General features: G+C 66.4%; 12 protein-coding genes. 9 read left to right on the top strand and 3 right to left on the bottom strand.

The genetic code is table 11. The features are described 5' to 3' along the window. Window positions 1-23: 23 nt before the first annotated feature. Entirely contained in the window at window positions 24-1,502 is a 1,479-nt protein-coding gene (locus ACWV14_RS17450; protein WP_454902820.1) for a short-chain fatty acid transporter, read from the bottom strand. Between the two features lie 136 nt (window positions 1,503-1,638). Here ACWV14_RS17450 and ACWV14_RS17445 point away from each other — a divergent pair, with 136 nt between their 5' ends. Beyond that, window positions 1,639-2,580: a LysR family transcriptional regulator gene (locus ACWV14_RS17445; protein ID WP_454902819.1), complete on the top strand. Its 942-nt coding sequence runs from the start codon at window positions 1,639-1,641 to the stop codon at window positions 2,578-2,580. 16 nt (window positions 2,581-2,596) lie between these two features. Here ACWV14_RS17445 and ACWV14_RS17440 read toward each other — a convergent pair whose 3' ends face one another. Together ACWV14_RS17440 and ACWV14_RS17435 are read right to left on the bottom strand one after the other, a co-directional pair. Continuing rightward, window positions 2,597-3,310, bottom strand: a complete 714-nt coding sequence (locus tag ACWV14_RS17440; RefSeq protein WP_422086771.1) for a Crp/Fnr family transcriptional regulator — start codon at window positions 3,308-3,310, stop codon at window positions 2,597-2,599. Between the two features lie 124 nt (window positions 3,311-3,434). After that, window positions 3,435-4,175: a Crp/Fnr family transcriptional regulator gene (locus ACWV14_RS17435; protein ID WP_454902818.1), complete on the bottom strand. Its 741-nt coding sequence runs from the start codon at window positions 4,173-4,175 to the stop codon at window positions 3,435-3,437. Between the two features lie 224 nt (window positions 4,176-4,399). Here ACWV14_RS17435 and ACWV14_RS17430 point away from each other — a divergent pair, with 224 nt between their 5' ends. The 8 genes from ACWV14_RS17430 (at window position 4,400) to ACWV14_RS17395 (ending at window position 11,237) form a co-directional block, all read left to right on the top strand. Beyond that, entirely contained in the window at window positions 4,400-4,615 is a 216-nt protein-coding gene (locus ACWV14_RS17430) for a hypothetical protein (protein ID WP_454902817.1), read from the top strand. 9 nt (window positions 4,616-4,624) lie between these two features. After that, the gene (locus tag ACWV14_RS17425) at window positions 4,625-4,843 is read left to right on the top strand and encodes a hypothetical protein (protein WP_454902816.1); all 219 of its coding nucleotides are present in this window, start codon (window positions 4,625-4,627) and stop codon (window positions 4,841-4,843) included. Window positions 4,844-4,977: 134 nt separating this feature from the next. Then, window positions 4,978-5,223 (top strand): hypothetical protein, encoded by a 246-nt coding sequence (locus tag ACWV14_RS17420; RefSeq protein WP_454902815.1) that lies wholly within the window; start codon window positions 4,978-4,980, stop codon window positions 5,221-5,223. Between the two features lie 10 nt (window positions 5,224-5,233). After that, window positions 5,234-6,358, top strand: a complete 1,125-nt coding sequence (locus ACWV14_RS17415) for a sensor histidine kinase (protein WP_454902814.1) — start codon at window positions 5,234-5,236, stop codon at window positions 6,356-6,358. A 136-nt stretch (window positions 6,359-6,494) separates the two neighbouring features. After that, entirely contained in the window at window positions 6,495-7,499 is a 1,005-nt protein-coding gene (locus ACWV14_RS17410) for an LLM class flavin-dependent oxidoreductase (protein ID WP_454902813.1), read from the top strand. Between the two features lie 35 nt (window positions 7,500-7,534). Next, a complete protein-coding gene (locus ACWV14_RS17405) occupies window positions 7,535-8,872 on the top strand; it encodes an LLM class flavin-dependent oxidoreductase (RefSeq protein ID WP_454902812.1) in 1,338 nt (445 codons plus the stop codon). Beyond that, on the top strand, window positions 8,872-9,420 hold the full coding sequence (locus ACWV14_RS17400; RefSeq protein ID WP_454902811.1) for a GNAT family N-acetyltransferase: 549 nt from the start codon (window positions 8,872-8,874) through the stop codon (window positions 9,418-9,420). Before ACWV14_RS17405 ends, ACWV14_RS17400 begins: the two co-directional genes overlap by 1 nt. Next, the gene (locus tag ACWV14_RS17395) at window positions 9,417-11,237 is read left to right on the top strand and encodes an amino acid ABC transporter permease/ATP-binding protein (RefSeq protein ID WP_454902810.1); all 1,821 of its coding nucleotides are present in this window, start codon (window positions 9,417-9,419) and stop codon (window positions 11,235-11,237) included. The genes ACWV14_RS17400 and ACWV14_RS17395 overlap by 4 nt, the downstream gene beginning before the upstream one ends. Window positions 11,238-11,265: the final 28 nt, after the last annotated feature.

Genomic DNA, 11,265 nt, shown 5'->3' with positions numbered 1-11,265 from the left:
GGAGCCTGCCTGACTCAATGCATTCAAGGAATCACCGGAGCGACATAGCTCAGCGTGCGGCCGAAGACCCACAGCATGAAGAGCACCAGCGGCGCGTGCACCAGCAGTTGCAGAAAGGTGAAGCCCACGATGTCGCGTGCCTTCAGCGACAGCACGCCGAGCAGCGGCAGCATCCAGAACGGGTTGATAAGGTTGGGCAACGCCTCGGCCGCGTTGTAGACCTGCACGGCCCAGCCCAGGTGTACCTTCAGGTCATTGGCCGCCTGCATGACGTAGGGCGCCTCGATGATCCACTTGCCGCCGCCCGAGGGAATGAAGAAGCCCAGCACGGCCGAATACGCGCCCATCACCACGGCGAAACTGTCGACGTTGGAGATGCTCACGAACAGGTGCGCGATGCGGTCCGACAGCGTGATGCCTGCGTCGCCCTTGGCGCCGGTCAGCATGGCCGCGATGGCGCCGTACAGCGGGAACTGGATGATCACGCCCGCCGTGGACGGCACCGAACGCGACACCGCGTCGAGAAAGCTGCGTGGGCGCCAGTGCAGCAGCAGCCCGATCATGAGGAACAGCAGGTTGTAGGTGTTGAGGCCCGAGATCGCGATCAGCGGGCTCTTGGCCATGAACTCCTGCGCCAGCCAGCCGAAGCCCAGCGCGCTCAGGAGCAGCGTGAGCAACGGGCTGCGTTCGAACCATTCGCCGGGGCGGCGCGGGGCGGACTCAGTGGAGGCCGGCTTGGCTTCCGAGAGGTCCACGCCCAGGTCCTGCGCCGTGACCGCGTTCTTCGCGTCGGGCGCCGACCACAGCGCGATGGCCACCGACACGACGATCAACACCAGCGCCATGACGACCGACTGCCACAGGAAGATGGTCTGGCTGAACGGAATCACGCCGGTGATGTCGAGAATGCTCTTGGGCAGACTGCTGGCGTTGGCCTGCAACTGCGCCGCCGAGGAACTGAGACCCAACGCCCAGGTCGCGCCCATGCCAAGGTAGGCGGCAGCGCCGCCGGCACGGTAGTCCATGCGCAGGTCGAGGCGGCCGGCCAGCGCACGCACGTAGAGCGCACTGAAGATCAGCGAAATGCCCCAGTTGAAGAGCGACAGGATCATGCTGATCGCCGCCACGTACGCGATGGCCTGGCGCCCCGACACCGGTAGCGCGGCCAGCTTGCGGATGAGCCGTGCGGCCGGCGGCGAGGTCGCCACCACGTAGCCGCCGATGGCCACCAGCGCCATTTGCATCGTGAAAACAATGAGGCTCCAGAAACCGTCGCCGAAGGACTTGGCCACCGCCTGCGGGCTGGACCCGTTCAGGAGCGCGGCGCCCGCGACCACCACCACGGCGATGGCCGCGAACACGAAGGCGTCGGGAAACCAGCGCTCGGCCCAGGCAGTGAAGCGCAGGCCCAGGCGGCTCAACAGCCCGGGATCGGCCGGAACGTCTTGGGGGATACGAGCGTGGGCGCCGGTGCCGGCGGAAGTCTGTGATGTCGATGGCATGGGTTTCTCCTGCTACTGCTGCTGGAACTGTGAGCGTCCTCGTCACACGCATGACATGGCGTGCTGCCCGGATGTTAGGAATTGCCGTCGACAATTCATAATCTCTATTTTCGATAGAGCGATATAGGACGTATCTATGTCGATAACCATCAAGCAGCTGCAACACTTCGCGGCTGCCGCGCACACCGGGCAGGTGTCCCGCGCGGCCCAGCGCTGCTATGTGAGCCAGCCCTCGTTGACCACTTCGCTCAAGAACCTGGAGTCGACGCTGAAGGTGCAGCTCTTCACGCGGCACTCCGACGGGCTGCGGCTCACGGTGCAGGGCGAGGGTTTTCTTCGGCACGCGGAGCACATGCTGCACACACTCGAGGCAGCGGTGGAGGAAACGCGAAATTCGGTGTCTTCGGTCGAGGGGCGAGTGCAGATCGCCATCACCGACACCGTGTCCGAATACATGCTGCCGAAGATCATCGGCGCGATGCGCAGGCAACTGCCGCTGGTCGAGTTCGAGCCCGTGGAGCGCAACCGGCTCGAGATCGAGGACGGCCTGCGCAGCGGCGAGTTCGACCTGGCCGTGGTGCTGGTGTCGAACCTCTCTCGCGCGTCGGACATCCGGCGCGAGAACCTGCTGAAGTCGCAGCGCCGCCTGTGGACGTCGTTCGACCATCCGCTGGTGGCGCAGAAGTCGGTGCCGTTGCGTGAGATCGCGCAGCTGCCCTTCGTGCTGCTGGACATGGACGAGCACGTGGATACCGTGGGCCGCTACTGGGGCGCGATGAAGCTCAAGCCCAAGGTCGTGTTCCGCACCAAATCGATCGAGGCCGTGCGCAGCCTCGTCGCGCAGAACGTGGGGGTGACCATCCTGTCCGATCTGGTGTTTCGCCCCTGGTCTCACGATGGTGGGCGAATTCGCAGGACGGTGGTGTCGAGCGCGGTGCCCTCGATGGACCTGGGGCTGGCCTACCGACGCGGGGCCGTTCTTTCCGAGGCCACCGAAGCCTGTGCGAGCACCTTGCGGCTGCTGGCCAAGACGCTGACTAGAGAGTCGCAACCGCTTATGGACGATGAGCCGCAGTAGATTGACTGGTCGTCGGCTAGCCTGAGGCGATCAGGTCCGAATAGCTGCGCCGGTTGGCGCGGTAGCAGTCGCAGGCTGCGTTCTCCAGCCCCTGGCGGTCGGTGATGGTGATGACGCCGCGGCGGTAGTCGATGAGGCTGCGCGTGTGCAGCGCCGTCGCCGCGTTGGTGATGCCGACCCGCCGCACGCCCAGCATGCGCCCCAGCACCTCGTGCGTGAGCGCCAGGTGCGCCGAATGCGCACAGTCTTGCGTGGTGAGCAGCCATCGCGCCAGGCGCTCCTCGATCTGGTGGAACTGATGGCACAGCCCCGAGCGGCCGAATTCGGCCAGCAGCACGCACACGTAGCGATGGAGCACGCGCTTGAGCGGTGTGTTGCCCGCCAATTCCTGCTCGAACGACTTCGCCGAGAGCCGCCATGCCAGGCCGTCTCCCTGCACCAGGGTGCGCAGCGGTGCGCGCTGCGCGTTCAGCGACAGTTCGTAGCCCAGCACACCCTCATTGCCCACCATGCCGGTCTGCAGGCCGTCGTGGCCGTCCGCCGTGGACACCAGCGACACGAAGGCGGTGGTAGGGAAGTGGACGTGCCGGATGGCGTCACCCGGCTCGTACAGCACTTGCGCAGCCACCAGCTGCACGTGGTCGCAGCGCGCGAGCAGCCGCGCGCGGTCCGAAGGCGGCAAGGCCTGGAGCAGCCGGTTGAGCACAGGGGTCGACGGATCAGAAGTCACGAAACTGCCTGTCGATAAGAGGAAAGAGCCAGGAGCGCACGCGCTGCAAAGCGACGGCCGATGCATTCTTGCCTGCCGATGCACCGCTCTCTGTGCGCCGCCGCACCCACGCGCGCACACAGGCTCAGGTGGCCGGCAGTTGCGGCAGCAGCCGGTCCGTTTCGCGCTTGACCACTTCGTAGCATTCGCACACCTGCCGCTCCAGCCCGCTGCGGTCGAGCACCGTGATGTGGCCGCGCGCGTACTTGATCAGGTTCAGGCGCTGCAGCTTGCCCGCCGCCTCCGTCACCCCTTCGCGCCGCACGCCGAGCATGTTGGCGATGAGCTCCTGCGTCATCACCAGCTCGTTGCCGGGCAGGCGGTCCAGGCTCAGCAGCAGCCAGCGGCACAGTTGCTGCTCCAGCGAGTGGTGCCGGTTGCACACCGCAGTCTGCGACATCTGCGTGATGAGCGACTGGGTGTAGCGCAGCAGCAGGTGCAGCAGCGGGCCGCCCTTGTCGGTCAGTTCCTTGATGTGGGTTGCGCCCAGGCGAAAGGCGCGGCCGGCGCTTTGCACCACCGCGCGGTTGGGCGTGCTGCCCCCGCCCATCAGCAGCGACACGCCCACCATGCCCTCGAAGCCCACGACGGCGATTTCTGCGGACTGCCCGTTTTCCAGCACATACAGCAGCGAGACGATGCAGTCGATCGGAAAGAACACGTGCTGCTGAACTGCGCCCGACTCGTAGAGCACCTCTCCCAGGCTCAGCTGCACCAGTTCCAGGAAAGGCTTCATCCGGGCCATCACGTCGGGTGGGATGACTTCCAGCAGGCCATTTCGCGTGGTGGCGGCAGGCGGCGAGGACGAACGCGGGAGCAATGCCATGACTGGAGTGGCCTTCCAAAGTTCACATGATTCTGCGGCGCGACCCTGCGTGTCTGTGCAGTGGCGCACAAAGCACCGATTATTCATTTTCGGGGCCTGTCGGTGCGCTGGCGAACGGTGCCAGTGCTTCTTTCCAGCTAGCGTGGAAGCCCGCCACCCAATCCAGGAGGACATCGACATGCACTCGATGAGCCCCTTGGGAATACCGGGAGATTGAAATGCCCATGCAACTGCTCGGCCGCCTGTGCTGCGCGCAACTTCCCCTGAAGATCGACGACCAGGATGAGATCCTGAAGTGCGGGGTGCTGCGCGATGCGGGCCTGATCGAAGCCGAACTGCCACCCGTGCTGCACCAGCGCGGACGAACCGTCTATTCAGGCCAGGCCACGGTGATGCGCGTGACCCTGAAGGGGCAGGCCGCCTTGACCGGGAAGCACTGAGCCGCCGACATGGCCAAGCGATTCATGCACACCGCCACGGTGACGCTCAGGCTGCCTTTCGGCATCGGTTCGGATGAGGAGATGGCGGCGCTGCGTTCCGCCGGAATTCCGGTGGATGCGCTGGGCAACCCGGAGTCCGGCTATCTGTTCGTGCGGCTCGGCAACAAGCGCTGCAACATCTTCCGGTGGTTTGCCGCCACGCCGGACGCGAAGGCTCCTCAGGCCTGAGGCCGGGCGCAGCTCGCCGGAACTGCGAATACCGATGCGTATGTACGCAGGCGCACAGACAATCCGCGCCCTTGCGAACATGCTGAACCAAGCACCCTGCGGCACCGCCGTGGTTATCACCTCGGAGAGCATTCATGGACATTCAACTGTTGATGCGCCTCGACCGCATGCTGCCGCCGCGAATCCTGACGCTGCAGGCCGACTTTGCCGGGGCAAAGCGGCTCCTGGACGAGGGGTTCATCGAGGCCTCGCACCAGATGCGGTCCGACAAAACCGGCATCGGGCTGCACGCCATGCTGGTGCGGGTCATCACCGCAAAGGGAAGCCTGGCCATCGCACAGGAAAAGGCCCGTTCCCGTATCAAACAAACCAGCACCTGAAGCGCCATGTATGCATCGTTTTCTCTTCAGCAACCGCGACGAACTGGTCGCCAGGTGCAAACTGAAGGTTGCCCAGCGCCCCCAGCGCGCGGCAACGGAGAAGCAATTGGCGCACGGAGTGCCGATGTTCCTGGACCAGCTCACGCGAACACTTGCGGCGGAGAACGATGACAACGAGGCTGCGAGCATCGCCATTTCGGGCCCCTCCGGCGGAGACTCGCTCGCGCTGTCCGAAATAGGGTTGAGCGCCACGGCGCACGGCAAGGAGCTGCTGAACCTCGGCTACACGGTCGATCAGGTGGTCCACGACTACGGCGATCTCTGCCAGGCGATCACCGACTTGGCATTCGAGCGCAGCGCGCCTTTTGCCGTGAGCGAGTTTCGTACGCTGAACCGTTGCCTGGACAACGCCATTGCGGATGCGGTCACCGAATTCAGCTTTCAGCGCGATGCGCAACTGGCGGTGCAGCGAACGGCGGGCGAGAAGCAGCGACTGGGCTTCCTGGTTCACGAACTGCGCAACGCGCTTGGCACCGCCACGCTCGCCGTTCGGGCGCTCGAACTTGGCAACATGCAGATCAGCGGCGCTACCGGCGCGATCCTGAAGCGCAGCCTTTCCACGCTCGGCCTGTTGATCAGCAGGGCCACCGCGGAAGTGCGGGGCGAGGGCTCTGACCAGCGCCAGACTTTCCCTGTAGCGGCGTTCATCGCCGACGTCGAGCTGGCGGCCCGGCTCGACGCCAGCACCAAGGGCGCCGTCTTCGAAGTACGCGCCGTGGACCCGTTGCTGGCGGTCCTGGCCAACCGCGAACTGCTGCACGCGGCCCTGGCCAACCTGCTGCAGAACGCCTTCAAGTTCACGCGACACAACTCCCTGGTGACGCTGAATGCATACGCCTTCGGCGACCATGTGCACATCGACGTGGAGGACCACTGCGGAGGCTTGCCGCCCGGCGGCGTCGCAAAAATGTTCGTGCCTTTCAAGCCCAACGACGACAGCAGGGCCGGCCTGGGACTCGGGCTGTCCATCGCCCGGCAGAGCATCGAAGCCGACCAGGGCACATTGACGGTGCGCGACGTGCCGGGATCGGGATGCGTCTTCACCATAAGTCTGCCCCGGCACCCGCTTCACTAGCCTTGCCGTGCCTGCCATCGGTGGCCGGCTACCGAGCATCCAGCAGATATCGATATAGAAATTCAGCGCAAACGGTGCGCGCCATGCCCGAGAGAATTCGCAGCAATTCTTTCAAGGGCGTCTCCCGCCGCACACCGTGTCCTACTCGCTGTCCCTGCTCGACAAGAGCCTGATCCCTGAAGGCGCAGATGCCGCCCAGGCGTTCCAGCACACCATCGCGCTGGCGCAGAGCGCGGAGCGGCTGGGCTACCGCCGCTACTGGCTCGCCGAGCATCACGGCAACAGGAACTATGCAGGCTCGGCGCCGGAGGTACTGGCGTCGCACCTGCTCGCGAAGACCTCGCGCATCCGCATCGGCACGGGCGGCGTCATGCTTCAGCACTACAGCCCGTTCAAGGTGGCAGAAACCTTCCGCGTGCTGGCCTCGCTGGCGCCGGGCCGCGTGGACCTGGGTATCGGCAAGGCGCCTGGCGGCCTGCCGCTCACGAGCAAGGCGCTGCAGTGGCTGCACGACCCGGTCCGCAGGCGCGAAGACTTTGCCGTACGGCTCAGCGAGCTCGATGCCTTCCTGCACGACGGCGTGGCAAGCGGCCATGCGCTGGCCGGCGCTGTGGCCACGCCCAACCCGCCGCAACTGCCGCAGCGCGTGCTGCTCGGCGGCAGCCCCGAGAGCGCGGTGCTCGCGGCGCAGCTCGGCTGGGAATTCGTCTATGCGGGGCACTTCAACGGCGACCCGGTGAACCTTGCGCAGTCGGTCGAGGCCTATCGCGAGCGCGCCGGCCGTGCGCCGCTGCTCGCGCTCTTCGCCTTTGCGGCCAAGACGCACGAGGAGGCCGCCCGACTGGTGGGCGCGCTGCGCAGCTTTCGCGTGCACCTGCCCACGGGCCAGAACGTCAACCTGCCCAGCCTCGAGGCCGCTGCGGAGTTCGCGCGGCAGGCCGGCGTGAGCGACTACCGCACCGAGGAGCGCCGCCCGCATGTGATTGCCGGCACCGGCGAAGAGGTGCGCGATGCGCTCGACGCATTGAGCGAACGCTTCGGCATCGAGGAGTTCGTCATCGACATTCCCGTCGCCGATTTCGCGGCCCGCCACGCTTCAGTCGAACTGCTGGCCAGGGCGCGCGAGACGGTGCCGGCCTGAGCCTTTTCCTCCATCAAACAACAAGAGCGATCGTCATGAGCAACATCAAGTTCGGCGTCATGCTGCAAGGGGCCGGCAGCCACATGAACTCCTGGAAGCATCCGGGCGGGCCGGCCGACGCCAGCGTCAACCTCGGCTTCTTCGTGCGCACCGCGCAGAAGGCGGAGGCGGCGGGCATCGCCTTCGCCTTCGTGGCGGATGGGCTCTACATCAACGAGAAATCGATCCCGCATTTCCTGAACCGCTTCGAGCCGATATCGATTCTTTCGGCGCTCGCGGCCGTGACCTCGAAGATCGGCCTCGCGGGCACCGTCTCCAGTTCTTACAGCGACCCGTTCACCGTGGCGCGCCAGTTCGCTTCGCTCGACCTCATCAGCGGCGGCCGCGCGGGCTGGAACGTGGTGACCACGCCGCTGGAAGGCAGCGCCAGGAACTACAGCCGCGCGCACCCGGAGCACGCGCAGCGCTACGAGATCGCGGACGAATACCTGGCCGTGACGCAGGGTCTGTGGGACAGCTGGGACGACGACGCCTTCGTGCGCAACCGCGAGACCGGCCAGTTCTTCGACCGCGAGAAGCTGCACACGCTGGACCACAAGGGCCGCTTCTTCGAAGTGGCGGGGCCGCTGAACATCCAGCGCTCGGCGCAGGGGCAGCCGGTGATCTTCCAGGCCGGTTCGTCGGACGCGGGCGTCGGGCTCGCGGGCAAATACGCAGACGCCGTGTTCACCCACTCGCCCTCGCTTGACGAAACGCGCAACTTCCTGCGGCAGGTAAAGGCCAGCGCGGTGGCGCAAGGCCGGCAGGCCGACGACGTGAAGATCTACCCCGGCATCGGCCCGGTGGTCGCGGCCACCGAGGAAGAAGCCGAGGCCAAATACCGGCTGATCCGCGAGCTGCTGACCATCGACGAAGCGCTGGCCTACCTGGGCCGCTTCTTCGACCACCACGACTTCAGCCAGTACGCGCTGGACGCGCCGTTCCCCGAACTCGGCGAGATCGGGCGCAACAGCTTCCGCTCGACCACCGACCGCATCAAGGCCAACGCGAAAGCCAAGGGCCTGACCCTGCGCGAAGTGGCGCTGGAAGTGGCAACGCCGCGCACGCAGTTCGTGGGCAGCGGCGAGCGCATTGCCGACGAGATCATCCGCTGGGTGGACGAGGGCGCGGCCGACGGTTTCATCCTCGGCTTTCCGGTGTTGGGGCAGGGGCTGGACGACTTCATCGAGTTCGTGATCCCGGCGCTGGAGGCGCGCGGGCGCTACCAGCGCGAACTGCCGGGCCAGACGCTGCGCGACCACCTGGGACTTCCGCGCAAGGCGAGCCGCTACGCGGCGCAGCAAGGCACGCCGGCAGTACGGAAGGCTGCCTGATGAGCGAACAGTTTCTCTACACCACGCCGCTCGACTCGCGCGCAAAGCCGCTGATCGAAGGCCTGGCCTTCGAGTACGACAGCCGCTACGGCGACGTACTGCGCGAGCCGGGTGCCCCGCGCGAGATGGACCGCTATCCGCCCGAACTGTTTGCGCCATCGCATGGTGGCAACTTCGTGCTGCTGCTGCGCGACGGCGTTGCCATTGGCGGCGGCGCATTCATGCGTCACGACGAGCGCACCGCCGAGCTGAAGCGCGTGTGGACCGACAGCGCGTTGCGCCGCCAGGGCCTGGCGAGCAAGGTGCTCGCGGAGCTGGAGGCGCAGGTGCTGCGGCAGGGCTACGAGCGCATCTATCTGACGACCGGCTTTCGCCAGCCCGAGGCCGTGGGCCTGTACCTGGGCCACGGCTACACCGCGTTGTTCGAACCGCCGGACGATCCGGAGACGCCGCGCAAGCTGCCGTTCGAGAAGCATCTCGACGTGGGCGCCTCACGGGTTATTGCCAACACGCGCGTCACGGCAACAGCAGAGGCGGCGCGGCGATGAACACGACTGTTCTAGACACCGCATCGGCCCACGCGCCGCAGCCGCAGCGCGTCGCACCCGTAGCCCCGACGCCAGCGCCGGCCAACGGCGACTACTCGCATTTCCGCGTCGTGCCGGCCCGCTACCCGGCGCGCACCGCCGGCACCGTCTTCGCGCTGCTGGTCATCGGCATCGTGCTGCATTCGACACTCACCAACCCGCGCTGGGGCTGGGGCGTTTTCGCCGAGTGGTTCTTCGCCGAACCGGTGCTGCAAGGGCTCGGCCGCACGCTGCTGCTCACGGCGCTGGGCGCGCTCTTCGGTTTCTTCTTCGGCACCGCGCTGGCGCTGGCGCGGGTGTCGCGCTCGCCGCTGCTGTCGCGGCTGTCGTGGGTGTTCACCTGGATCTTCCGCTCGGTGCCGGTGATCGTGCTGCTGCTGATCATCAACAACCTGGGCTACCTGTACGAGACGGTGACGCTGGGCATACCGGGCACCGAAGTCACCTTCTTCTCGTATCCGACCACGCAGCTCATCAGCCCCTTCGTGGCGGCGCTGCTTGGCCTCACGCTGAACCAGGCGGCCTTTGCGTCGGAGATCGTTCGGGGCGGCATCCTGTCCGTGGAGCAGGGGCAGCTGGAGGCGGCGGCGGCGCTGGGGCTGTCGCGCCGGCGGCAGTCGTTTCGCATCGTGCTGCCGCAGGCGATGCGCACCATCCTGCCGACGGCTTTCAACGACATCATCGGGCTGGCCAAGGGCACGTCGAACCTCTACATCCTGGCGCTGCCCGAGCTGTTCTACACGATCCAGATCATCTACCGGCGCAACCTGGAAGTGATTCCGCTGCTGATGGTGGCGACGGTGTGGTACCTCATCATCCTCACGGTGCTGTCGGTGGCGCAGCACTACATCGAGCGGCATTTCGCGCGTGGCGCGCTGCGAAATCCGCCGGCTTCCTGGCTGGGCGGAGTGCTGCGCGGGCTGCGGCGCACGAAGGCACCGCAGGCGGCTCCCGAGGCCGAAGCGCCTCCAGCAAAGGCCGCGGCGCAGGTGCCACGCTGGACCGACCCGCTCACGCGGGGCGGCGAGGTGACGATCCACGGCGTTTCCAAGAGCTTCGGCGCGCTCAAGGTGCTCGACGACGTGACGCTCACCGTGGGCAAGGGCAGCGTGACGGTGATCCTCGGGCAATCGGGCTCGGGCAAGTCGACGCTGCTGCGCGCCATCAACCACCTGGAGCGCGTGGACGACGGCTTCATCGCCATCGACGGCGAACTCATCGGCTACCGCCGCGACGCGGACACGCTCTACGAGCTGCACGAGAAAGAGATTCTCAAGCGCCGCGTCGACGTGGGCATGGTGTTCCAGAGCTTCAACCTGTTCCCGCATCTCACGGTGCTGGAGAACATCGTCGAGGCGCCGGTGTCGGTGCGCGGCCTCTCGCGGGCCGAGGCCGAGGCACTGGCCTCCGAGCTGCTGGTGCGCGTCGGGTTGGGCGACAAGACGCACGCCTATCCGCGCCAGCTGTCCGGCGGTCAGCAGCAGCGCGTGGCCATCGCGCGGGCGCTGGCGCTCAAACCCAAGGTGCTGCTGTTCGACGAGCCCACCTCGGCGCTCGACCCCGAACTGGTGGGCGAGGTGCTGGCCGTCATCAAGGAGCTGGCGCGCTCGGGCACCACGCTGGTCATCGTGACGCACGAGATCGGCTTTGCCCGCGAGGTGGCCGACAACATCGTCTTCATGGAGCGCGGCCGCATCCTGGAAACCGGCACGCCCGACAAGGTGTTCAACGCGCCGGAGCATCCGCGCACGGCGGAGTTCCTGGCCAAGGTTCTCTGATTCCTTTCTTTTCTTTCTTTCTTTTCTC

The organism is Variovorax durovernensis (genome assembly GCF_977011995.1).
This window is presented reverse-complemented; position numbering and strand designations above follow the sequence as displayed.

Coding starts and splice junctions, on each gene's coding strand:
- ACWV14_RS17430 (WP_454902817.1), top strand. CDS start 4,400: ATGCAACTGCTCGGCCGCCTGTGCTGCGCGCAACTTCCCCTGAAGATC.
- ACWV14_RS17450 (WP_454902820.1), bottom strand. CDS start 1,502: ATGCCATCGACATCACAGACTTCCGCCGGCACCGGCGCCCACGCTCGT.
- ACWV14_RS17415 (WP_454902814.1), top strand. CDS start 5,234: ATGCATCGTTTTCTCTTCAGCAACCGCGACGAACTGGTCGCCAGGTGC.
- ACWV14_RS17420 (WP_454902815.1), top strand. CDS start 4,978: ATGGACATTCAACTGTTGATGCGCCTCGACCGCATGCTGCCGCCGCGA.
- ACWV14_RS17425 (WP_454902816.1), top strand. CDS start 4,625: ATGGCCAAGCGATTCATGCACACCGCCACGGTGACGCTCAGGCTGCCT.
- ACWV14_RS17405 (WP_454902812.1), top strand. CDS start 7,535: ATGAGCAACATCAAGTTCGGCGTCATGCTGCAAGGGGCCGGCAGCCAC.
- ACWV14_RS17435 (WP_454902818.1), bottom strand. CDS start 4,175: ATGGCATTGCTCCCGCGTTCGTCCTCGCCGCCTGCCGCCACCACGCGA.
- ACWV14_RS17400 (WP_454902811.1), top strand. CDS start 8,872: ATGAGCGAACAGTTTCTCTACACCACGCCGCTCGACTCGCGCGCAAAG.
- ACWV14_RS17395 (WP_454902810.1), top strand. CDS start 9,417: ATGAACACGACTGTTCTAGACACCGCATCGGCCCACGCGCCGCAGCCG.
- ACWV14_RS17445 (WP_454902819.1), top strand. CDS start 1,639: ATGTCGATAACCATCAAGCAGCTGCAACACTTCGCGGCTGCCGCGCAC.